This is a genomic window from Flavobacterium sp. FlaQc-52 (genome assembly GCF_044007495.1).
Taxonomy (GTDB): Bacteria; Bacteroidota; Bacteroidia; order Flavobacteriales; family Flavobacteriaceae; genus Flavobacterium; species Flavobacterium cupriresistens.
Window position 1 is genome coordinate 150,110 of sequence record NZ_JBIPCV010000008.1, and the last position, 23,101, is coordinate 173,210.

Consider the following 23,101-nt stretch of genomic DNA (forward strand, 5'->3'; position numbering starts at 1 on the left):
TTCGAGCGAAGCCGAGAACCGCAATGCAATTCAAAAACTTAGTCCCTCAGAATCTCAGAGCCTTAGCCACTTCCTCCTAATCCAACACATTTAGAATTTTCAATCCAAAAACAACTCCGTTTTGTTGGATGCCGCCTTGATAAGAATGTACATAATCTATTCTGAATAGTTTGAATTTCCCAAATCCCAGATTATCTAAACCAACGGTAAATTCGGTATAAGGCTTTCGGTCCGGAATCGCCAGGGAGTGAAATCCTAAATTCAAGGTTGATTTTAATAGATTCAATAATGGAATTTTATTCATGATAAATCCGGTGTCATTGTATTCTAAATGACTTTCAAAATAACTGTCGTTAGTGCTGTTTGCGTAATAGGGCATTAAGTTGAAAACATTTAGATAGCGATCAGCTGTTCCAATATGCGTCTGATTTCCGTTAAAATGTTTGTAATCTATAAAAGAAATATTTTCTGCATTAAAGAATTTCCCCGCTCTGAAACTCGTTCCCAGTAAACCTTTATTGGCTAATGCTAAGTCGTATTGTATCAAAGCTGCGATTCGGTCAAATTCATAGTTTTTTTCGCTTGCCGCAAAGGCTTTTTCATAAGTTAAATACAGTGTTGGGTATTTGTCGTTTTTAACATTGAATCTTGCGTTGGGTCTTGAAATGTATTTGTTTCCAAAATTAATTTGCGTGGTTAAGCTGGTTTTGAGTACATGATGCTGATTGAAAGCAGGGGTATCAAAATCATTTGGCGCCAAAGGATTATTAGAAGAGTACATATCATCTCTTTTAAAGAAAGAATAGTCGGTAGTATTAAAAAGTGGTTTTCGCTGTTCATAGGCCATTTTAGCATTCAAAGTGATGCCGTTTGCAACATTTTGCGAATAGTTAATTTGAGCAAATTCCAGATTGTAGAGTTTCATGTAATTGTCTTTAAAAAACAAGGAACTGACAGAATTTACAATTTTAGAGATAGGTTCCGCGCCATTAAACTGTACTGCTTTTGTTCCTCCCGAAGCACTGATTGTAGCAAAATTTGTGTTGTTGAATTTATGGTGAAATTGAGCTGTAGCGCGGAAACGTTCGTCTGAAAAACCATAATTAAAAGTAGTTTTTATCAGAGTGCTTTTTCCTTTTTCTTCATCCCATTTTTTAAAAGAAAAACCGGTATCGAAATTAAAACCCTGAACGGTATTAAAACTTAAGGAAGAAATGTCTAATAAACCATCGTAGGTAAAAGAATGTTGCTTGAAGGTATTCTTGTAATTGTAACCCGTTAATACATCTAAGACTTTAAATTTATTGTTTTTTGCATCAACAGAATCGGTGTATTTCTGTGATTTTCTGATGGTTTGAATGCTGTCTTTTTTGGTGTAATCGTTGCTTTCTTCAATTGTTAACGGAATAGGACGAATCTCATTCCAAAAAGCGTTGTCTTTTTTGTTGGCGTTGGCCTCAAAAGCTACAATTTCGTTCCCAAATGTTTTCTTTGCAAAAGAATCCGGAAAATCATAATTGGAATAAATGTAGTTGAAATGGGCAGAAAATTTGATGCCAAAGATACCAGCCTTAAACGATAAAGTTTGGGCATTTTTGGACCATATTTTATTTTTCGAATGATAACTAAAGCTTTGTTTTAAAGTCATAATTTCGGTAAGTTCATTTTTCATTCGATATCCTTTTATATCAAAATCTACTGCATACAAGGCAAAACTATCATCAACAATATAAATGTAGCCTTCAAAAACAGGTTCTTTATCCCGTTTTGGAATTACTTTTATTTTGTTTATTTCCTGGTTATTGGAATCAAAAAAAGTTCCTTCCAATTTGTATTTGTAATAATTGAAAGCATTATCGGCCAATGGAGAAATTAATTTCACATCAAAATCTAAAGTATTATCGTAAAAATCATAAGTAGATAAAGCAGCTGTATTGTAGCTGTAACCTCTGTTGTTTCCGGAGATTTTAGAAGCAATAATTTTCTCCTTCAATTTGTCCGGCTTTTCAAAAGTGATCTTGGAAACGGTTTCGGATAAGTACAAAATTCCTGTTCCTGTTGAGTCCAGATTGGAGGCCATATCTGCACCAAGATCTATTTTTTGACCTAATATTTTTTTAGGTAAATCTTTGATTTTAAACATTCCCTTTGAGTAAAAATCTGCTGTATACCGTGCTGTTTTTTGAGAGTTTTCTTTTTTGTTTGCAATTGCACTTCGGATTATGGCATTGGCAGGATTGTTTTTAGGGTCGATGACGACCTCATTTAAAACAAAATTTTCTTCTTGCATTTTTACATCCAGAACAATGGTTTTGGTGTCAGGTGAAACGGTGATTTTTTGGGTTTTAAAACCTAAGTACTGAAAAGTAATTTTGTTTTTGCCAATGTCTTTTACAGTAAGTTGGTATTTTCCCTGCTCGTTTGAAGTGGTGCCGGTATACGTGTTTTCCTCAAAAACAGAAACAAAGGGTAGTGGGTTTCCTTTTTCATCGGTAATAGTTCCTTTGATTTGAGCAAAGTTGGAAAGAGAAAAAAGTAAAAAGGCTAATAAAGTATAGTTTCTCATAAAAAGTTGGTTATCCTGCAAAAATAGGAGAACTTAAAAGAGAGTCTATTAAAGATTTGTTAAATAGAGTATTACAAAAAGGACTGAATTGCCAGCTCATAACTTTTTAAACCAAAGCCTAAAATGACACCCTTAGCATTTCCGGATAAATACGATTGATGTCTGAAACTTTCACGAGCGTAGGTGTTTGAGATATGAACTTCAATAACAGGTGTGGTAACTGCTTTCATAGCATCACCTAAACCGATAGAGGTGTGGGTATAAGCTCCGGCATTTAAAATAATCCCGTCAAATGTGAAACCACATTCCTGGATTTTGCCAATCAGTTCCCCTTCAATGTTACTTTGATAATAAGAAAGTTCAATGTTAGGATATTTTTCCTGCAGTGTTTCAAAATATGCTTCAAAAGTTTGACTTCCGTAAACTTCCGGTTCTCTTTTTCCTAAAAGATTCAAATTGGGTCCGTTAACAATGCAGATTTTCATAAGTTGATTTTAAATTAATTAAGGTGTTTTAGGGAAGCCATTTCACATTTCACAAAAAACATTTTACAAGAGTGGTAAAAATAAAAAAACCGCTCCAATTAATAGAGCGGTTTTGGTAAAAGTATGTGATATTATTTTTAGAACATAAATCCTGCTGATAATTGTACAGTTGAGTTTTTAATATCTGCATTTTTTGAAGCTTCAGTCAAACCTAGGCTGTAACGTCCTTGAACAAAAAGACTTTTAGTAATTTTAAATCCAAGTCCTGCATTAAGTGCGAAATCAAATGTTTCTGCATTTTTTACATCAAAATCATTTTTTTCGCTTAATAAGAATGATGCTTGCGGACCAGCTTCAATACTAAAAGATTTACCTACATAGAATTTAGCCATCACAGGTATAGATAAATAACCTAATTCGTTTTTAAACTCTGAAACAGCATTTTTGTAAGTTGCACCTTGCGTAGAATACAAAAGTTCGGGTTGAATAGAAAAGCTATCAAGGATTTTTAGCTCTGCAACAACACCTGCATGGTAGCTTGTAATTCCTTCTTTGTCAAATCCTCCTGCGTCAATAGAGGTACCTCCTGTTTGGTTTGCGAAATTAACCCCCGCTTTAACCCCAAGTTGTAAAAATTGTGCCTGAATTGTTGCTGTTGTAGCTAGGAACAATACTGCTGCTAAAAGTATCTTTTTCATAAAATTGTTTTTTAGAATTAAAGTTGTTTTATAGGTCAAAACTACAGAATTAGTATTTTATTGTATTATATTTTAGATTAAATAATTACTATAATTCGCATGTTTTTTTAAATTTTTACTTTTTTTTGATTGAAATAATGATTCAATGATCTAAAGGTTAAACATTTACTTTCGCTAAAAAAAACATTTTTTTAAGGCCTGTTATTTGCTTGCTATCGCTTTTTTGTAATATAATTTTTAGATTTTATTTGTAGTGGGTAGGATGGAATAGTGGTAAAAACTTACTAATTTATGATATGAGCTTGTAAGTGTTAAAATTACGGATGTGTCAAATATTGGCTTTTTTTAACAGGTTTTTTAGTCTTATTAAGCCTTTATTTGTTAAAAAACAAATTATTTTTTAACAAGTATGCTTTTATATTTGTCCTCTATAATTCAAATAAAAAGTAAAGTAGAATGAAAAAAATTATTTTAACTGCTGTTGCAGTAATGGCTTTCGCATTTTCTAATGCACAAGAAACTAGATTTGGTGTTAAAGGTGGAGCTAACCTTGCTAATTTAACTGGTGATTACGAAGGTGCTTCATCTATGGTAGGTTTCCATGTTGGTGGTTTCGCAGAAATTAAATTAAGCGACAAATTTGCAATTCAACCAGAGCTTTTATATTCTGCTCAAGGAGCAAAAGTAAAACAGACTTTCTTTGAAGAGACAGATAAATATGATGTTAAGTTAAGTTACTTAAATATTCCAGTATTAGCTAAGTACTATGTAACTGAGGAGTTTAGTGTTGAGGCAGGTCCTCAATTAGGGGTTTTGTTATCTGCAAAAGCAGATGGAGAAAATGCTAAAGATTTTTACAAATCAGTAGATTTCGGTTTCAATGTTGGAGCAGGTTACAACTTAACTGAAGATCTTTCTGTTGGTGTTCGTTACACAGCTGGTTTGTCAAGTGTTGCTAAGACTCCAAAAGGTGATGCAGAATTTGAAGGTTTTGATGTACCTAGCATCGCTATTAGAAACAGTGTTTTAGCTTTATCTGTAGGATACAAATTCTAATTTATAGTTGAAAAATAGCAAAACCTCCCTGATTCAGGGAGGTTTTTTTATGGTTCAAAATTATTTTTTAGTAGTGATAATTCTATAGTTGCACTTTGGAATTTGAACAAAAAAGAAATTAAATGAAAAAAATGATGTTGACTGCTGTTGCAGTAATTACGTTCGCATTTTCTAATGCACAAGAAACCAGAATTGGTATTAAAGGGGGTGTTAATCTTACATCAATAAACGGATATGGTACTCAATCAACATCAAGAGTTGGATTTCAAGTTGGAGGGTTTGCAGAGATTAAAATTTCGGATAAATTTGCCATTCAACCGGAACTTTTGTTATCTACTCAAGGTAGGTGTACTGAAATATCTGGCTCTGGATTTGGGTTTAGAAGTAAAGATAAATCAAGTTTAGTTTATTTAAATATTCCGGTTATGGCTAAGTTTTATGTTGTTGATAAATTTAGTATTGAGGCAGGTCCTCAGATTAGATTTTTATTAGGGGCTAAATCTAAGTGGGAAGTGACAAGTGAGAATGGTGCTTTTTCAGGAAATGACGATGTGAAAAGTTCCTATGATGATTTAGATTTAGGAGTGAATCTTGGCGCTGGATATGATTTTACTAAGGATTTATCTGTTGGGTTTCGATATAATTTAAGCCTCACTTCTTATGGAAAAAGCCTTGATGGCAATAAAATTTATAACAGTGTTTATTTATTATCTGTAGGTTACAAATTCTAAAAGTTAAAAACTTCCTGATTCAGGAAGTTTTTTTTATTTATTAAATTATTTTGAAAGATTTTAGTTGTTAAATTTTTAACAGATATTGTTCTTTGTATACTTACTTATTTAATGAAATGAGTAAGATTAATGTCTTTTAAATCAATATGATGCAAGATATTTGGTGTGGTTTTAAAGTGTATTTGTGAATCGCTTTTTGAATTCTTTTATTAGGAATTTTAACATGCGTTTTATACGTTTGCGTTCTAAACTTTAACAAAATAAAAAATGAAAAAAATTGTTTTAACATTGGTTGCGATTTTGGCATTTGGATTTGTAAATGCGCAGAAAACCAGATTTGGAGTAAAGGGAGGTCTTAATGTTTCAACCTTTGCCGGAGGAAATTATTGGGATGCTAAATCTTTAGTAGGTTTCCACGTTGGTGGTTTTGCTGAGATTAAAATTATAGAGAGATTGGCCATACAGCCCGAGGTTTTGTTTTCTACACAAGGAGCAAAATTAGAGTCTTTTGGGAATTCTGATATCGATGCGAAACTGAATTATATTAATGTTCCTGTTTTGGCTAAGTTTTTTATAACTAAACAGTTCACTGTTGAAGCTGGTCCGCAAATTGGGTTTTTGACATCTGCAAAATATGATAGCTATAACGCAAAGGATTCTTATAAATCAATAGATTTAGGTTTTAATTTTGGAGCAGGATATCACTTTACAGATAATGTTTTTGTGAATCTTCGTTATACGGTAGGTTTGTCAAATATTGGGGATTACGATGTTGAAGATGCGGAAGAGTATTTTGACAGCCCTAAGAACAGCGTTCTTGCATTGTCTTTAGGTTATAAATTCTAGTAAATTAAAATAATACAAGTTAAAACCTTCCCTTAACCGGGAAGGTTTTTTTTTGGAAGTTAAAGCTTGGAGAATATTTATTAATCTATAAAGTAAGGCGAATAGGTGAAGAGTATTTTGGTATTAGTTATGATTTTTAATGTGTGATTTATCAAATTTAGGAAAGTTAGATTTGGTTTAATGACAAAGTTTATATGTGTATGATTTCAGAATTTATAGAAAGGCTATTGATTTGAATTTTATCTAAATGTATTTATGAAGTTTTTTTATAATCTTTATAAATTCTCAAATAAATGTTGAGTTTCTGTTTCTCAGGCATATGTGTAAATTCAGTAGGTTAGGGCTTTAAGACTGTTTTTTTTCTTATAAAAGCAAATAGTATTTTTGAAAGTATTTACTTTATTTTGTGTTTAAATTAATATTAAAAATTTTATATTATGATGAACAGCCTTAAAATGTCTGTTGTGTTTTCTTTTTGTTTATTAGTCTTGTCAAGTTGTGAAAAAGATAATAGCTCGGAGATGTCAAGTGATGAAGCTAGTAAAGCAAGTGTTGAGAAATTATATGATTCAAATTCAAATTTGAAAAGAGAATTTGGTAAGTCTTTGGTTAAATCCTTAGCCGAGAGTAAAGCGTTGAGAGATTTGATAAAGAATAAATCTTTAGAAATGTTTGATAATGATTATGAGGTTTTGTACCAAATGATAAAAGATGAAAGATTGGAGGGTAATATTACTGTAAGGGAGATTATACTTAAAAATTTGGGAAGTGAAGCTTTATTGAATTTAATTGAAGTAAGTAATCCTGCGCTTACATTTTTTGTTCCTGAATTACCTGAAAATTCGTTTTCTGCTAGTATTTGGGATACAGAAAAGCAGATACCTAAAGTTGCTATTGCATTAACAACAAGTAATGATGTGCCGATTATAAATGAAGATGGAACTGAGGATATAATCAAAGCGAAGGAGATTCCTAGTTTTCCTGTAATTGTTATTAAAGACAATGAAAGGGTTGTTGTCTCAAGGAACAAGGGATTCGGTAAGTTAAAAACTAGGTCTTTGAGAAATGCTAGTGGTATAGAGTTTAAATTTATTGATGATTGTTTTGATAAATCTAAAAATGCTAAGAAAGAAACTTCACGTAACATATCTTCAGTTGCTTTAGATGCAAAAATTATTAATGCTTATAATATGTATGCTACTGCTGATGGTTGGCATAGAGATTTCATTTATTATGGTATCACACCAACGACAACTAAAGGGCCTTTCAAGTATGATTTCCAAGAAACTGTAAAATCATTTACATTATTAGGAGATCCTACCGCAGCTTTTAATTCACTTGCGGATCAAACAGGAGATCCAGTGATAGCAGAAAAAGCATTAGCGGATAATATGGCTGGCGACTTTACAATTTCAAACTGGAGTAAGGGAAGTTTTGAGTTTAAAATTAGAATAATAGTTAATGGTAAAAATGGAATAGGAAGTGAAATAGTAAAATATTTCAATGTGCCATTGGGAGATTTATTTGATTTTACTTTTGTAAAGGCTGAGAAGGGATGGAATAGAAGGGATGTTTATCATCGTAAAATAAATAGTATCAAGACGATACATTTGAATATCCCAATTTTTAATTGGGATCTTGATCAATACGCATCTACTATTAAGATTAACGTTGAAGAGGTCGATTTAACAGAAACTATTGTTTTAACTGATACAAGAAGTGTCGAGTTTGCGACTAATTTTAGTATCGATGCTGCTTTTGGTACTCTTACAAAAGTAGGTTTAAAATATGGGTCTAGTCTTAAGACTATAACGACGAGTACAGTTCAGAGAACGTTCACACAAGGAAATGATTTGTTAGGTGATGTTATTGTGAATTTTGCAGATAATATTATTGTTAACGAATCAAGTCCTGGAGTTTATCAAACTAGAGAATATAGTTCTGGGTTGTATTCTATAGCAATTGAACCGACTAGGGTTCAGTAGAGTTCGGTTTTTTATAAATAGACCTTCCCCTAACCCGGAAGGTTTTTTTATACCCAAAAATGTTTTACTTTGCACGTATGAATTGGAATACCTACATAAAAGATTATCAATCGTATTTGCGAATCGAAAGAGGATTGTCTAAAAATACAATTGAAAATTATGGTTTCGATATCGGACGATTGTGTCTTTTTTTAGAGACGAACGGTATTGAAGTTTCGCCATTGAAAATCACAGATGAAACCGTACAGCAGTTTATTTATGACGTTTCAAAAGAAGTGAATCCAAGGTCTCAGGCCCGAATTATTTCTGGTTTGAAAAGTTTTTTCAATTATTTAGTATTTGAAGATTACAGAAAAGACAGCCCGTTAGAATTAATTGAAGCCCCAAAAACGGGACGGAAATTACCGGATACCTTGTCTGTTACGGAAATCGATGCCTTAATTGCGGCTATAGATCTGAGTTCAAATGAAGGAGAAAGAAACCGCGCTATTTTAGAGACTTTATACGGCTGTGGGCTCCGGGTTTCGGAATTGGTGTCGCTTAAGATCTCTGATTTGTATTTTGAGGAAGGTTTTGTTAAAATCACCGGAAAAGGAAATAAAGAGCGTTTTGTCCCGATTGGTAAGTTCACTGAAAAGTACATCCGCATATATCAAAGCAGTATTAGAAATACATTAAATATAAAAAAAGGTTACGAAGATACTTTGTTTTTAAACCGCAGAGGAAGTCAGCTTACGCGTTCCATGATTTTTGCTATTATAAAAGATCTGGCCGTAAAAGTAAATCTGAATAAAAATATTAGTCCTCATACTTTGCGTCATTCATTTGCAACCCATTTGCTCGAAAATGGAGCTGATCTGAGATCGATTCAGTTAATGCTTGGACATGAGTCAATTACAACTACTGAGATTTACGTTCATTTGGACAGAAGTTTTCTGAAAGAAGTGATACACTCTTTTCATCCCCGAAAATAATTTCGAATAATAATTGTGATCAACTGTCGTTTTTCTTTTTAAATTTTAATATATTGGGTATATATTTTACATACAGGAAAATATAGGGTTGTTTTCTTACTTTTTTATCTTGAATAGGGTGTAGGGAGTTCAAATTAAATAAAATAAGTAATATATGGTTTTTGATTTGTATGGAAGTGAGGATTGCTTAGAGGTAAATAATTTTTACAGAAAGCTGTTTGCAGAGATGCCGGATTTACTTTTTCAATTTATTATTGATCGCGATAATAAATATTCTTTTCCACTTGTCAGTAAGTCTGCGGATGCTATTTTTGAACTTACCGCTAGTGATTTTACTAGTGATATTAAGTTAATTATTTACGATAGGATATTTGCTCAGGACAAAGAGTTGTTCTTTACGTCTTTGGTAAAAGCAAGAAAAGAGATAAAGCCCTGGGAGATCGAATTTAGAGCGGTCTTGCCTAAAAAAGGACTGCGCTGGTTTAAGGTTTCTTCTAAAACCGAACTAGCTGCAGATGGTGGTGTTGCTTTTTTTGGCCATATTTCTGACATTACAGATCTAAAAGAGAAAGAAGAGAATCTTCGTATTTCTGAGGAGCGTTTTCAGTTTGCTTTGGAGGCTTCAACTGCAGGTATTTGGGATTGGGACATGGTGACCAACCGTGTTTTTTATTCGTCCTTGTCATTGAAAATTTTAGAGCTGGAGTCAACCGATATTTTTGATGATCCGGAACGTTGGGATAAAATCGTGCATCCCGATGATCTTCCTAAGTACTATTCAGATATTAAGGACCATTTTGAGAATAAAATTCCCTATTACGAAAATTATCATCGTGTCATGACGTCCAGCGGTAATTATAAATGGATACTTGACAGAGGAAAGGTAATCAAGCGCGATGAGAATGGAAAACCTTTGCGTGTGATCGGAACGCACACGGATGTCTCTTCGCAAAAAGAAAAAGAACTGGATCTTATAAAAACAATGAAATTATACAGTGATCAGAATAGCCGATTGCTGAATTTTTCTCATATTGTTTCGCATAATCTAAATACACAGGCCGGGAATATAAAATCGATATTAGACTTTATCGATGCGGATGTTAACAAACAAACTGTTGACGAAATGTTAGAGCATTTAAGAACCGTTTCCAATGACCTGAATGAAACTATTTCTAATCTGACCCAGATTGTAAAGACGCAGAGTAATATCAATATCATTGTGGTTCCTTTGAGGTTAAGTGAATATATTGAAAAAACGATTTTTACCATTAGAGGGCATGACAGACAAAAAAATGTTTCGATTGTAAATAATGTTCCCAAATACGTGAGCATCAATTTTAATCCGGCTTATCTTGAAAGTGTGTTATTGAATTTCACAACAAATGCTATAAAGTACGCGCACCCTGATCGGGACCCCGTTATTATTTTTGATTTTGCAATTGAACCGGACGGTTTTAAATCACTTAAGATTACCGATAACGGTTTAGGGATTGATTTGAACGTTTATGGTGATCTTTTATTCGGAATGTATAAAACCTTTCATAAACATCGCGAAGCACGCGGAATTGGATTGTATATTACCCGAAATCAAATTGAAGCGATGAAAGGCTCTATCTCTGTTGAAAGTGAAGTAGGAGTAGGGACAAGCTTTAAAATTGTATTTAATGATATATGAGGTTTAGGTGATTTGGGATAGCTGAGACCAAGTTGGGGTTTAAATTCCAATATTTTAAATTCCAAATTCCAATTTTAAACGGGAACTATGCGGGGCTTGTGGGTGATAAATTGTTTAAATTAATAAAGAGTTTTGGATGCTTTTTTTTGTCATTTCGAGGTACGAGAAATCACACAAGTAGCTCACGTCCAATTGGATGTGGTTTCTGATACATAGAAATGACAAGAGTAGGAGAAGTGGGAGTAAAAATCAATGCTAAAAACAGTTAAACTCATTTTATACAAGGTTTAGGTATTACGTAAAAACAACAAAGGCTGTCTTTCTCAAGACAGCCTTTGTTGTTATATAAATCGGAGATTACTTCGCAATATTAACAGCTCTTGTTTCTCTAATTACAGTTACTTTTACCTGACCAGGATACGTCATTTCTGTTTGAATTTTTTGAGAAATCTCAAAAGATAAGTTGGCAGCGTTATCGTCAGAAACTTTTTCGCTTTCTACGATTACACGAAGTTCTCTACCAGCTTGAATAGCGTAAGCGTTTTTAACACCGCTGAATCCGTAAGCTACTTCTTCAAGATCTTTCAAACGTTGAATATAAGAATCCAATACCTGACGTCTTGCGCCTGGTCTTGCACCTGAAATAGCATCACAAACCTGAACGATTGGTGATAACAATGATTTCATTTCGATCTCGTCGTGGTGTGCTCCAATGGCGTTGCAAACTTCTTCTTTTTCACCATATTTTTCTGCCCATTGCATTCCTAATAAGGCGTGAGGTAAATCACTTTCTGTATCCGGCACTTTACCAATATCGTGAAGTAAACCGGCTCTTTTTGCCAGTTTTACATTTAGGCCTAATTCAGCTGCCATGATACCACAAAGTTTAGAAACCTCTCTCGAGTGTTGTAATAAGTTTTGTCCGTAAGAAGAACGGTATTTCATTCTACCAACTACTTTTATCAATTCAGGGTGTAAGCCGTGAATTCCTAGGTCAATAACGGTACGTTTACCTACTTCGATAATTTCGTCGTCAATTTGTTTGGCTGTTTTAGCTACAACTTCTTCAATTCTTGCCGGGTGAATACGTCCGTCAGTCACCAATTTGTGTAAAGCCAAACGGGCAATTTCTCTACGTACAGGATCAAAACAAGAAAGAATAATCGCTTCCGGTGTATCATCAACAATGATTTCAACTCCAGTTGCAGCTTCTAAAGCTCTAATGTTACGACCTTCACGACCGATGATTCTACCTTTTACATCGTCAGATTCAATGTTAAAAACAGAAACGCAATTTTCAACTGCTTCCTCTGTTCCAACTCTTTGAATGGTATTGATAATGATTTTTTTAGCTTCTTGCTGTGCAGTAAGTTTTGCCTCTTCAATAGTATCCTGAATGTGAGACATTGCTTTACTCTTAGCTTCGGCTTTTAAACCTTCTACTAATTGTTCTTTAGCTTCTTCTGCAGAAAGTCCTGAAATTACTTCAAGCTGTTGTAATTGGCTTTTGTGTAATTTGTCAACTTCTGTTTGTTTCTTGTCTAAAACTTCAATTTTGTTGTTGTATTCTTGTGTTTTAGCTTCGAAATCGTCATTTACTTTTTTAGCTTTAGAAAGCTCATTTGATATTTGTGATTCTTTGTCTCTAACTCTTTTTTCAACTTCAGCTACCTTTTTATCTCGGGCTAAGATTACTTGTTCGTGTTCCGATTTTAATTCGATAAAACGTTCTTTTGCCTGAAGAATTTTGTCTTTTTTAGTGTTTTCGGCTTCTAAATTGGCGTCTTTTAAAATTGAGGCTGCTTCTTTTTTAGCGTTTTTGATTAAATTAGAAATATTGCTTTTTTCGATAATTTTAGCGATTGCAAACCCTGCCGCAATTCCTATAATACCTGAAATAATGATCGTTATTATGTCCATGTTGTTAAAATTTATATATAAAAAAGCCTACATTAATTGCTTGAATAAACTCGTAAAGACAAGTTTTGAGCTAACTCACTGTTCAAGTTTCCTCGCAAAAAAGCGTGGCATGCTCTAGTAGTGATGATTCGCTCATTCTAAATTGTTAGTGTTGAGTTTACCAAAAATGAACTAATGTAGGCAGTATCTTAGTTTTTGTAAAGAACGTTTAATTTTCGAGATATTGATCTAAAAGTAAATTTAATCTTTTAATTCTTTCGATGGTTTCGTGACCATCAACATTATAATCAATTTGTTTTTGTTCTACTTGTGAAGCAAATTGTAAAGCACACATGGCTAATACATCCTGCTTGTCGCGAACCGCATAACTTTCTTCGAATTGCTTGATCATAGCATCAATTTTTTTAGAAGCACTTCTAAGTCCCTCTTCCTGATTTGGTTCTACCGTTAATGGATAAACCCGATCTGCAATTGATATTTTAATTCTAAGCTTTTCGTCCATGTTTCCTAGTCTGATAGTTGTGCTATACAGTAATCAATTTCGCGAATTAATGAATTTATTTTAAGCTTTGTCTCTCTCTTATTATTGTCACTGCCCAGCAATGAATTGGCTATCTTAAGTGTTTCGTATTGCTTTCTCAAAGCGTCCATTTCTTCAGATTTTTTCTGAATGATTTGCGAAGCTTTGGCTAGTTCTAATCTTAATTCCTGATTGTTTTTCTCCAGTGCCTTTGATTTCTCAAAAAGCTTTTCGACTTTATATTCAAGAGTATCAATTATTTCGGCAATTACACTCATTATAAATCCTAATTCATTACTTAATCATACAAAGTTAGTATTCCTTTTTATTAATGCAATTTTTTATCGATTTTTTTACATTAAAAATAGGCAATTGAATGAAATTCAATTCATTGTATTATTGTAGCTTTTTACTCGGTTTTGGCCTCATATTTTTTTATCTTAGCAAAAATGTTGGTTATGAGATTTTCAATACTTGTTCTGTTTTTATCTAATTTTATTTGTGCTCAGACGCAATATCCTAAAGATTATTTTCGTCCGCCGCTGGATATTCCGATGCAACTTTCAGGTAATTTTGGGGAGTTGCGACCGAATCATTTTCATGCCGGTTTCGATTTGAAAACCAATCAAAGAGAGGGGCTAAATGTATACGCCGTTGCGGATGGTTATGTGTCCAGAATCAAAATTTCTACTTTTGGTAACGGTAAATGTATTTATATCACACATCCCAATGGGTACACTTCTGTTTACGGACATTTGCAGACTACATTGGGTCCGATTCAGGATTATGTTCAGAAAACACATTATAAGGAACGTTCTTTTGAAATAGAAATGTTTCCAAAACCAGACGAATTGCCCGTTACAAAAGGACAATTGATTGCGCTTTCAGGAAATACCGGATCGTCAGAAGGTCCGCATTTGCATTTTGAATTTCGTGACTCTAAAACGGAATTTGTTATTAATCCAATGTTTTTTGGCTTTGATCAAAATATAAAAGACACAAAAAAACCTACGATTTCAAGTTTGTTGGTTTATCCGATAAACGAAAACACCGTCGTAAATCTATCCAAACAGCCTTTATTGTTAAGTCTGTCACTTCAGAAAGACGGAACCTATCTCGCAGGAAAAGTAAAAGCAAATGGTGCGATTGGCTTTGGGATTAATGCTGTTGATACCGATGATGTTTCTTTTAATAAAAATGGAGTTTTTAATGTCTCTACTTTTTTAAACGGAAATCAAAATTACAACTATCAGTTTAATACGTACTCCTTTGATGAGATGCGTTTTATCAACGCGTTTATCGATTATCCGAGATATAAAAAATCAGGACAGCGTATTCAGAAGCTTTTTATGAAAACGCCTTTTGCTTTAAGTATTATAAAAACAGATTCGCTGCGCGGAATTATCCCGGTTGCTCCCAATTTGACATCGACTTACAAGATTGAGGTTTCGGATTATTATGGGAATTTAAATTCGGTGACGGTTCCAGTTGAATATGATGCCGCTACGCCAATAGTAACCGCAGAACCAATAGCGTCAAAGTATGTCGTTCGTTATAATAAAGATTCTAATTTCGAAAAAGACAATATGTCCGTATTTTTTCCTGCGGGAACTTTTTATGAGGATTTTAATTTGAATTTTGATGTAAAGAACAACCGAATTTATATTCATGAAGATGTAGTTCCGGTGCATTCTAATTTTACCGTTACTATAAAAGATGCTACTTATCCGGAAGAGCTCAGAGATAAATTGTTTATTGCCAGATTTAGCGGAAACAGCAAGAGTTACAATGGAACGATCCGCAAAAATGATGTTTTTACGACTAAATCAAAAATTCTGGGACAATTCGGATTGGTGCTCGATACGATAGCGCCGGTCATCAGAATTGCAAAACCAATTCAGGACAAATGGATCAGCGATATGAAAACAATTCAGTTTACGATCGGGGACAGTTTGTCTGGAGTTAAATCGTATAATGGTTATTTAAATGGAAATTGGATATTGTTTGAATATGATAATAAAACGAGAAAAATTACGCACCGCTTTGAAGATGGGATTGTCGCAGAAGGTGCTAATGATTTAAAAATTGAAGTAGTTGATAATGTAGGAAATTCTACTACCTTTGAAACTCACTTTTTTAGAAGTCAACAAAAATAAAATCAGACATTTGAATCGTAGTAAGTTAATATTCGTCTTCTTTTTTTTGTGCATAGGTTATGTTTCGTTTGCGCAAAAAGCCCGTGTTAAAGGAATCATTTTAGATAGTGAAAAACGACCTGTATCCAGTGTGAATATTTCTTTTTTGGGAAATGCTTCACAAACAGACTCAAATGGTTTTTTTGAAGTTGAAGTTCCTTCCAATAGAAAAGTAGCTTTGATCTTTACTCATATTTCATTAAAAATGATGAGTCTTACGGTAAATTTAAAAACCAATGAAGTTTTTGTCTTTAATCCTGTAATGAGCAATTCCGAAGAGCAAATGGGAGAAGTTTTCGTGTCTTCCAAGAATAAAAAGAGGGTGCAGGGAATTACAGTTATTGATGCTGCAACAATTAAAAAGGTTCCCGGAGCAAATGCCGGAATCGAGAATATTCTAAAAACCTTACCCGGTGTAAATTCAAATAATGAACTGAGTACACAATATGCGGTGCGAGGTGGAAATTATGACGAAAATCTGGTTTATGTAAACGAAATAGAAGTATATCGTCCTTTTTTGATTCGTTCGGGACAACAGGAAGGTTTGAGTTTTACCAATACTGACTTAGTTCAGAATGTTGATTTTTCTGCAGGAGGATTTCAAGCTAAATTTGGTGATAAACTTTCTTCTGTTTTGGATATTACGTACAGAAAACCTACTGAGTTTGGTGCTTCCTTAGAAGCAAGTTTGTTAGGAGGGAGTGTATCGGTTGATGCAGTTTCCAAAAATAAAAAATGGTCCGCCGTTACCGGAGTCCGATATCGAAATAATAGCCTGCTTGTAAACAGTCAGGATACGCAAACGAATTACACCCCGACTTTTGTTGATGTTCAGACCAACATAAATTATGATATTTCCGAAAAATGGCAAATGAGTTTTTTGGGGAATATCTCTCAGAACAAATATTTATATCAGCCTTTAACACGCGAGACCAAATTTGGAACAATTGATCAGCCAATGGCGCTCGCCGTTTATTATGAGGGTCAGGAAAAAGACCAATATGATACTTATTTTAGTGCTTTGAAAACAACTTATAAAGTGTCGCCAGGTTTTACTTTAAAATTTATAGGCTCTTTATTTCATACCATAGAAAAAGAACATTTCGATATTTTGGCGCAATATCGATTAGGAAATGTAAATCCGGATGGGACAACTTCTATTGATGATGTTGATTTCACACGCGGAATAGGTTCTCAGCTTAATCATGCCAGAAACGATCTCGATGCTCTGATTGCAAATGCAGAAATAAAAGGTTTTAAGGAATGGATAGATGGTCAGTTGGAATTTGGTATGAAGTATACCCGCGAGTCCATTCGGGATCGGATAGCGGAGTGGGAAATGATTGATTCGGCTGGGTTTTCTATACGACCGCCAATTATTGGTCTTCCGGAAAACAACCAGCCTTATGTGCCCTATGCGGGACTGTTGTTGCCGTACCAGGATGTCCGTGCGACGAACTTTAATACGATAAACAGATTTTCCGGATATGCACAATGGAATCAGAAAAAGACAATTGGTTCCAATCAGATTTGGTATAATATCGGAGCGCGTTTTCAGAGCTGGTCCGTGCAAGGAGCTACTGAGGAAGGTAAAAATCAAATTGTTTTCAGTCCGAGGGCTCAGTTTGCTATAAAACCGGATTGGGATATGGATATGGTTTTCAGACTTTCAGGTGGATTGTATTATCAGCCTCCTTTTTATAGAGAGCTGAGGGATTTAAATGGAATGGTGAATCCAAATGTAAAAGCACAGCAGTCTATAAATATTGTTTTGAGTAACGATTACAGTTTTAAAATGTGGGATCGCCCTTTTAAATGGGTGACGGAGGTGTACTATAAATCACTTTCAGATGTAAATACGTACTCGGTAGATAATGTTCGTATTCGTTACGTGGCTAATAACAATGCAAAAGCATACGCACAGGGTCTTGATTTCAGGTTGAATGGAGAGTTTGTTCCGGGAACAGAATCTTGGATAAGTTTTGGGTATTTGAGAACAGAAGAGAACTATGAGAACAAAGGATATATCGCACGACCGACAGATCAACGATTAAAATTTGCCATGTTGTTTCAGGATTATATGCCTAATATTCCCAGTATTAAAATGTATTTGAATTTAGTGTATAATACAGGCGTGCCGGGAGGTTCTCCCGCTTATTCTGACCCGTATTTGTATCAGAGCAGACTTAATGATTATCGTCGAGCAGATATTGGTTTTGCTAAAGTTTTTGTAGATAGCAGTACCAGAACAGCTAAAACAAGCTGGTTGAAAAATTTCAAAGAATTGTCAGTTGGTTTTGAAATTTTTAATCTTTTCAACAATCAAAATGCGATAACCAATACCTGGGTGCGTGATGTGTACTCTAAAACACAATACGCCATCCCGAATTATATGACTTCGAGAGTTTTTAATATTAAGTTGAATGCGAGGTTGTAATTGTGGAATTGGTAAGAAGGAAAGCGTTTCTGTCTGATTTCTTGATATGAAAAATCTTTGATTCTTTCTTTAGGCTTTTTTTGGGATTGTATTTCTAAATATCCTTACTTTAGTAAAATTCAATAAAAATAAATAATACAGCCAAAAATACTATATTTGATAACCGAATATAATTAATGCAGATGAAAAATTATTTAAAATATATAGTATTAGTAATTGTCGGAACTCTAGCGAGTTGCCGTGATGAAGTTCAGAAACCTAAAGTTATTTACGATAGAACGAATAAGACCAGTAGTGCCGTAAAAACAGATTCAACTCAGATTGAAGTAGCAGATTTGCCTATTCAGATGGAAGGGACAAACTATTTGATTCATCCGGTAGGTGATTTGAGAGTGTATGAAAAAGGAACAAAAGCACGATACGGCTCTTCAAGTGTCAATGATGTAAGTTTTACGATTTCTAATTTGGGCGAATTTGAAATCACAGGTTATTTGCAAAACCTGAAATTTCAAAAAACAGATTCAGATTCAATTCGTCCTTTGACCGATAAACCGGCTTTGATTCTAACGGCTACGTATTTAAAAACAATTGCCGATAAAACACAGAATCAAGTTATGGTTTATACATTGGCCGATTCTGATACGAACAAAGACGGAAAAATCGATACTAGTGACATCAAAACATTGTATTTAAGTCATATTAGCGGAGAGAATTTTACCAAAGTTTCTGAAGATTTTCAGGAATTGGTAGATTGGAATTTAATCGAATCTAAAAACCGCTTGTATTTCAGAACAATCGAAGATACCAACCAAAACGGTCAATTTGATAAAAACGACGTTTTGCACTATAGCTATATTGATTTGGCGTCTAAAAAATGGGAAGTAAAAAGTTATAAGCCTATTTGATTTTTTTGCCACAGATTACACAGATTAGAATGATTTTTTTAATCTATACTATAAAGAAGCGCCTTTTAAAACTAATTTTAAAAGGCGCTTCTTTTTTTGATTATCTAGATTCTTTTGCCACGAATTTCACCAATTGCCACAAATTAATTAGTGTAATTGGTGTAATTGGTGTTTATTTTTTTGCGTCACAGATTAATAATTCTTTTAATCTCATCCGGTGCTTTTAAGTTGTTTATGGATAAGTCGTTTATACTCCATTTTTTTCGATTGTCTTGATCTTTTTGCCATGAATTTCACCAATTGCCACAAATTAATTAGTGTAATTAGTGCAATTCGTGTTTAATTTTTTTACATCACAGATTAATAATCATTTTAATCCTTTTAATCTGTGGCCAAAAAAAAAACTTAAATCAAAATATCGCTCTCTAAATCTGATTTTTCGATTTCAATCCCAAACCCTAAACGTTCTACCAATTCGATTACCAATTTTTTATACCAGTTTTCTGATTTTGGATGAATGTATATTTTTTCAATTAACTGATTGATATCAACATTGATTTTTATTCCGTCATTTAGCTTTATAGTGCTCTCAGAAGTATCTGTAATGATGCGTACTTCACGTTCGTATTGAAAGCTCTTTCTCTTAAATAAAAACGGAAAGAACGAATCATCAAAAGGAATGTATTCTTTTTTATAATCGATGTAATTTACTTTGCCGATATATTGATCAAAATTGTTTTCGGGTTTTAACGCTTTCTGCAACCTCCCAATAGTCGACTGAATAGCTAACCCTTCACTGTTTTGAGTGAAAATCTGCCACATAGCAAACGATTCGTATTCATTGATATGCCAACTGCTTATCGCTACTTTTTCGCGATGTGTTTTGTAATAACTTAAAAATTCGGGATTGTCAATCGCCAGTTTTTTAATCTCTTCGAAAGTAGGTTCGCTAAAAGTGCCTTCATATTGATCCTCAAATTTATCCGAACGGGACATAAATAACTTCTTAGAAAGCAGTATGTCAAGAAATTTAGACAAGTCCAGGTATTTCCAAACAACGGTGTCTGGATCTGCAGGCAGTTTTATGTTTGGATTGTTGATATACATTTATCTAATTTAATGATTTTTTTTGGGAAATCAAAAGGGAAGAGTCAAATGTTAAATATCAAAAAAATAGTCTACAGCCAATAATCTACAATCTAAAGTCTACAATCTACAATCTACAATCTAAAATCAGTAATTAAGATTCAAACGACTGCATCGTAACCAGTTTGTTATAAGTTCCGTTATGTGCGATTAATTCTTCGTGAGTTCCTTGTTCAACAATTTTCCCTTTTTGCATTACTACAATAAGATCTGCTTTTTGAATAGTTGAAAGACGGTGTGCAATTACAATCGAAGTTCTGTTTTGCATCATGTTTTCAAGGGCAATCTGAACAAATTTTTCGCTTTCCGTATCCAATGCAGAGGTAGCCTCGTCGAGAATCATAATCGGAGGGTTTTTAAGTACTGCGCGGGCAATAGATAAACGTTGTTTTTGCCCTCCGGAAAGTTTGTTTCCGCTATCTCCAATATTAGTGTAGATTCCTAGTGGCAGGTCTTTCACAAATTCATAGGCATTAGCGATTTTTAGCGCTTCGATAATTTCTTCATCGGTTGCGTCTAATTTTCCTAATGAAATATTTGCTTTTATGGTGTCATTGAATAAAATACTATCCTGAGTAACCAATCCCATTAAACTACGAAGCGATTGCAGGTTCATGTCTTTGATGTTGATGCCGTCAATAGAAATTGTTCCGTCATTAACATCATAAAAACGGGTCAGTAAATTGGCAATGGTACTTTTTCCACTTCCCGACTGACCAACAAGTGCAACAGTTTGTCCTTTTTTAACCGTAAGAGAAAAGTTTTTCAGAACTGTTTCCTCTTCATATTTAAAGTTGATGTTTTGAACATCAATCGCATAATCAAAAGTGGTTTTTTTGATGGCATCCGGTTTTGAGGTAATGGTGTTGTCCTGATCTAAAATCTCTAAAACACGCTCTGCTGCCGCATTTCCTCTTTTTACTCCATAAGAAGCTTTAGAAATAGCTTTTGCAGGTGTCAGGATGTTGTAGGCTAGTCCCATGTAAGCGATAAAAGAGGCACCGTCTAATGTTTTGTCAATTAAAACCATCTGTCCACCGTACCAAAGTAATATCGCAATTACGGTAATTCCCATAAACTCACTGGCAGGAGAAGCTAAGTTTTGACGATTTCCAATAGTATTTGATAAATTGAAAAAACGGTCTGTTGAACTCTGAAAAACAGAATTAAAGTAGTTTTCTGAATTGTAACCTTTTACGACCTTCAGGCCTCCAATGGTTTCCTCAATGGTTGAAAGAAATGTTCCTTGTTCCTGTTGAGCTTTTGTGGATTGTTTTTTAAGTTGTTTTCCAATCAATGAAATAATATATCCTGAAACCGGAATGAAAACAAAAACAAATAAAGTTAGTTTGGCGCTAATCACTAACATGGCACCTATAGTAAAAACGATTGTTAGGGGTTCTTTTACGATAAGTTCCAGAATGGCCAGAAAGGAGTTTTGAACCTCGTTAACGTCGGCAGAAATTCGGGAAATAACATCTCCTTTTCTTTTTTCAGAATAAAAAGCCAAAGGCAGTTCGAGTGTTTTTTTATACATGGCGTTTCGCATGTCTCTTAAAACACCATTTCTTAAAAAGGTGATAAAAAACATCGCTAAATAATCGACCAGGTTTTTTAGTAAAAATATCGAAATAATTACGGCTACCATGATAGATAAGGTATAACCAATATCATGTTTCTCAGTAGTTGTCGTGATATAATAGCTCAGGTATTGTTCTCCATATTCTTTTATATGTACAAGTCCTTCGTATTTAGGCAGAACGGTGTTTCTTTTTGTCTGGTCAAATAATACCTGAATCATAGGGATTAATGCCATAAAGGAAAGGGTGCTGAAAAGTGCGTACAAAACATTGAAAAAGATGTTTAGAATCGCATATTTTTTATATGGGTATATAAAAGGAACTATTTTTTTGAAATTACTCATTTATTTTTGATGTTATTTTCTGCTATGGCAATGGCTCTTTCAAGCTTCTCCAGCAACAATTTTTTTTCAGGTAATTGGGTTAAGTAATCTGAGACTTTGATCTGTTCGTCATTGTCGAGCATTAAATAATTAATTTGTTCAGGTGATTTTTCACTGCACAAAATTAATCCAATTGGTTTGTTTTCGCCTTCTTTTTGTTCATTTTTCTCTAACCATCGAAGATATAACTCCATCTGACCTTTGTAGGCAGCTTTAAATTTTCCTAATTTTAGGTCTATGACAACCAGGCGACGCAGGCCTCGGTGGTAAAAAAGCAGGTCAATATAAAAATCCTCGTCGTCAATTGTTATTCTCTTTTGTCGCGCGAGAAAGGCAAATTCGCTACCCATTTCGGTAATGAAATTTTGCAATTGCGCCAGGATCGAACTTTCTAAATCTTTTTCAGAATAACTGTCGTGTAAACCTAAGAAATCCAGAAAATAAGGATCCCGAAAAGTTAAATCAGGACTGATCTGCTTGTCATTTTTTAATAATGCCAAGTCATTAAGGATGGTTTCTTCGGGTTTTTTACTAATGGCGGTTCTTTCAAAAAGCATGCTGTCTATTCGTTCCTGAAGCGTTCTCACACTCCATCTTTCATGTATGCTCATCTGTATGTAGAACTCACGTTTTATATCACTTTCAATATAAATAAGCGTTCTAATATGAGACCAACTCAATTGTGCACACACTGTGTGCACAATTGTAAAGTCTTCAAAAACAGTGTTTAGTTTGATGAAACTATGTAGATTTCTTTTGTTAAATCCTGTCCCAAATCGGTTTAATAATTCTTTGCTTAATTCTAAAATAAGTTTTTTCCCATAATCAGCGCGATCATTTTTCAGAATCTCATCATTAATCGATTTTCCGATTTTCCAATAGAGCAAAGTGAGTTCCTGATTGACCGTTTTGGCAACATAATGACGAGTCTGGTCTATTAATCCAATAATAGAATCTAATAGTTTTGGATTGTCATTTATGTCAGGTTTGTCACTCATT

General features: G+C 33.9%; 18 protein-coding genes. 9 read left to right on the top strand and 9 right to left on the bottom strand.

All coding sequences use genetic code 11. The annotated features are described in order from the left end of the window. Positions 1-76: 76 nt before the first annotated feature. The 3 genes from ACHRV5_RS14890 to ACHRV5_RS14900 all read right to left on the bottom strand — a co-directional run bounded on the left by ACHRV5_RS14890 (position 77) and on the right by ACHRV5_RS14900 (position 3,749). Complete coding sequence (locus tag ACHRV5_RS14890) at positions 77-2,566, bottom strand: DUF5686 and carboxypeptidase regulatory-like domain-containing protein (RefSeq protein WP_395427288.1); 2,490 nt, start codon at positions 2,564-2,566, stop codon at positions 77-79. A 71-nt stretch (positions 2,567-2,637) separates the two neighbouring features. Then, on the bottom strand, positions 2,638-3,051 hold the full coding sequence (gene aroQ, locus ACHRV5_RS14895) for a type II 3-dehydroquinate dehydratase (protein ID WP_047773970.1): 414 nt from the start codon (positions 3,049-3,051) through the stop codon (positions 2,638-2,640). A gap of 137 nt (positions 3,052-3,188) precedes the next feature. Continuing rightward, positions 3,189-3,749: a porin family protein gene (locus ACHRV5_RS14900; RefSeq protein ID WP_047773968.1), complete on the bottom strand. Its 561-nt coding sequence runs from the start codon at positions 3,747-3,749 to the stop codon at positions 3,189-3,191. Positions 3,750-4,205: 456 nt separating this feature from the next. On the opposite strand from ACHRV5_RS14900, the gene ACHRV5_RS14905 reads away from it, so the two are divergent. From ACHRV5_RS14905 to ACHRV5_RS14930, 6 genes are all read left to right on the top strand, one after another. Then, a complete protein-coding gene (locus ACHRV5_RS14905) occupies positions 4,206-4,805 on the top strand; it encodes a porin family protein (RefSeq protein ID WP_395427289.1) in 600 nt (199 codons plus the stop codon). A gap of 122 nt (positions 4,806-4,927) precedes the next feature. Continuing rightward, complete coding sequence (locus ACHRV5_RS14910) at positions 4,928-5,536, top strand: porin family protein (protein ID WP_395427290.1); 609 nt, start codon at positions 4,928-4,930, stop codon at positions 5,534-5,536. Positions 5,537-5,803: 267 nt separating this feature from the next. Then, a complete protein-coding gene (locus ACHRV5_RS14915; RefSeq protein ID WP_047773960.1) occupies positions 5,804-6,382 on the top strand; it encodes a porin family protein in 579 nt (192 codons plus the stop codon). A 437-nt stretch (positions 6,383-6,819) separates the two neighbouring features. Continuing rightward, positions 6,820-8,367, top strand: coding sequence for a hypothetical protein (locus ACHRV5_RS14920; RefSeq protein WP_053004187.1), 1,548 nt, complete (start codon positions 6,820-6,822; stop codon positions 8,365-8,367). Between the two features lie 77 nt (positions 8,368-8,444). Further along, positions 8,445-9,341 carry a site-specific tyrosine recombinase XerD gene (xerD, locus tag ACHRV5_RS14925; RefSeq protein ID WP_395427291.1) on the top strand — a complete coding sequence of 299 codons (897 nt, stop codon included), beginning with the start codon at positions 8,445-8,447 and terminating at the stop codon, positions 9,339-9,341. Between the two features lie 154 nt (positions 9,342-9,495). Next, entirely contained in the window at positions 9,496-11,016 is a 1,521-nt protein-coding gene (locus ACHRV5_RS14930; RefSeq protein WP_395427292.1) for a PAS domain-containing protein, read from the top strand. Positions 11,017-11,373: 357 nt separating this feature from the next. Here the strand turns inward: ACHRV5_RS14930 and rny are convergent, their stop codons facing one another. The 3 genes from rny to ACHRV5_RS14945 form a co-directional block, all read right to left on the bottom strand. Continuing rightward, positions 11,374-12,936: a ribonuclease Y gene (gene rny, locus ACHRV5_RS14935; RefSeq protein WP_047773955.1), complete on the bottom strand. Its 1,563-nt coding sequence runs from the start codon at positions 12,934-12,936 to the stop codon at positions 11,374-11,376. 208 nt (positions 12,937-13,144) lie between these two features. Beyond that, positions 13,145-13,438 carry a cell division protein ZapA gene (locus tag ACHRV5_RS14940; protein WP_047773953.1) on the bottom strand — a complete coding sequence of 98 codons (294 nt, stop codon included), beginning with the start codon at positions 13,436-13,438 and terminating at the stop codon, positions 13,145-13,147. 5 nt (positions 13,439-13,443) lie between these two features. Then, positions 13,444-13,734 (bottom strand): hypothetical protein, encoded by a 291-nt coding sequence (locus ACHRV5_RS14945; protein WP_047773949.1) that lies wholly within the window; start codon positions 13,732-13,734, stop codon positions 13,444-13,446. Positions 13,735-13,914: 180 nt separating this feature from the next. On the opposite strand from ACHRV5_RS14945, the gene ACHRV5_RS14950 reads away from it, so the two are divergent. From ACHRV5_RS14950 to ACHRV5_RS14960, 3 genes are all read left to right on the top strand, one after another. Beyond that, positions 13,915-15,612, top strand: a complete 1,698-nt coding sequence (locus ACHRV5_RS14950; RefSeq protein ID WP_395427293.1) for a M23 family metallopeptidase — start codon at positions 13,915-13,917, stop codon at positions 15,610-15,612. 10 nt (positions 15,613-15,622) lie between these two features. Then, complete coding sequence (locus ACHRV5_RS14955) at positions 15,623-18,088, top strand: TonB-dependent receptor plug domain-containing protein (RefSeq protein ID WP_395427294.1); 2,466 nt, start codon at positions 15,623-15,625, stop codon at positions 18,086-18,088. Between the two features lie 182 nt (positions 18,089-18,270). Beyond that, positions 18,271-18,993, top strand: a complete 723-nt coding sequence (locus ACHRV5_RS14960) for a hypothetical protein (RefSeq protein ID WP_047774450.1) — start codon at positions 18,271-18,273, stop codon at positions 18,991-18,993. Positions 18,994-19,398: 405 nt separating this feature from the next. Here ACHRV5_RS14960 and ACHRV5_RS14965 read toward each other — a convergent pair whose 3' ends face one another. From ACHRV5_RS14965 to ACHRV5_RS14975, 3 genes are all read right to left on the bottom strand, one after another. After that, on the bottom strand, positions 19,399-20,100 hold the full coding sequence (locus ACHRV5_RS14965) for a hypothetical protein (protein ID WP_395427295.1): 702 nt from the start codon (positions 20,098-20,100) through the stop codon (positions 19,399-19,401). 133 nt (positions 20,101-20,233) lie between these two features. Further along, entirely contained in the window at positions 20,234-22,063 is a 1,830-nt protein-coding gene (locus ACHRV5_RS14970) for an ABC transporter ATP-binding protein (RefSeq protein WP_230003094.1), read from the bottom strand. After that, complete coding sequence (locus ACHRV5_RS14975; protein WP_395427296.1) at positions 22,060-23,100, bottom strand: YhcG family protein; 1,041 nt, start codon at positions 23,098-23,100, stop codon at positions 22,060-22,062. Before ACHRV5_RS14975 ends, ACHRV5_RS14970 begins: the two co-directional genes overlap by 4 nt. Position 23,101: the final 1 nt, after the last annotated feature.

What these genes read in the sequence shown, in the direction of transcription:
- ACHRV5_RS14900 (WP_047773968.1), bottom strand. Translation starts at nt 3,749, where the DNA reads ATGAAAAAGATACTTTTAGCAGCAGTATTGTTCCTAGCTACAACAGCA.
- ACHRV5_RS14945 (WP_047773949.1), bottom strand. Translation starts at nt 13,734, where the DNA reads ATGAGTGTAATTGCCGAAATAATTGATACTCTTGAATATAAAGTCGAA.
- ACHRV5_RS14930 (WP_395427292.1), top strand. Translation starts at nt 9,496, where the DNA reads ATGGTTTTTGATTTGTATGGAAGTGAGGATTGCTTAGAGGTAAATAAT.
- ACHRV5_RS14920 (WP_053004187.1), top strand. Translation starts at nt 6,820, where the DNA reads ATGATGAACAGCCTTAAAATGTCTGTTGTGTTTTCTTTTTGTTTATTA.
- ACHRV5_RS14905 (WP_395427289.1), top strand. Translation starts at nt 4,206, where the DNA reads ATGAAAAAAATTATTTTAACTGCTGTTGCAGTAATGGCTTTCGCATTT.
- ACHRV5_RS14915 (WP_047773960.1), top strand. Translation starts at nt 5,804, where the DNA reads ATGAAAAAAATTGTTTTAACATTGGTTGCGATTTTGGCATTTGGATTT.
- xerD (WP_395427291.1), top strand. Translation starts at nt 8,445, where the DNA reads ATGAATTGGAATACCTACATAAAAGATTATCAATCGTATTTGCGAATC.
- ACHRV5_RS14965 (WP_395427295.1), bottom strand. Translation starts at nt 20,100, where the DNA reads ATGTATATCAACAATCCAAACATAAAACTGCCTGCAGATCCAGACACC.
- ACHRV5_RS14950 (WP_395427293.1), top strand. Translation starts at nt 13,915, where the DNA reads ATGAGATTTTCAATACTTGTTCTGTTTTTATCTAATTTTATTTGTGCT.
- ACHRV5_RS14890 (WP_395427288.1), bottom strand. Translation starts at nt 2,566, where the DNA reads ATGAGAAACTATACTTTATTAGCCTTTTTACTTTTTTCTCTTTCCAAC.
- ACHRV5_RS14940 (WP_047773953.1), bottom strand. Translation starts at nt 13,438, where the DNA reads ATGGACGAAAAGCTTAGAATTAAAATATCAATTGCAGATCGGGTTTAT.
- ACHRV5_RS14970 (WP_230003094.1), bottom strand. Translation starts at nt 22,063, where the DNA reads ATGAGTAATTTCAAAAAAATAGTTCCTTTTATATACCCATATAAAAAA.
- ACHRV5_RS14910 (WP_395427290.1), top strand. Translation starts at nt 4,928, where the DNA reads ATGAAAAAAATGATGTTGACTGCTGTTGCAGTAATTACGTTCGCATTT.
- ACHRV5_RS14975 (WP_395427296.1), bottom strand. Translation starts at nt 23,100, where the DNA reads ATGAGTGACAAACCTGACATAAATGACAATCCAAAACTATTAGATTCT.
- ACHRV5_RS14960 (WP_047774450.1), top strand. Translation starts at nt 18,271, where the DNA reads ATGAAAAATTATTTAAAATATATAGTATTAGTAATTGTCGGAACTCTA.
- rny (WP_047773955.1), bottom strand. Translation starts at nt 12,936, where the DNA reads ATGGACATAATAACGATCATTATTTCAGGTATTATAGGAATTGCGGCA.
- aroQ (WP_047773970.1), bottom strand. Translation starts at nt 3,051, where the DNA reads ATGAAAATCTGCATTGTTAACGGACCCAATTTGAATCTTTTAGGAAAA.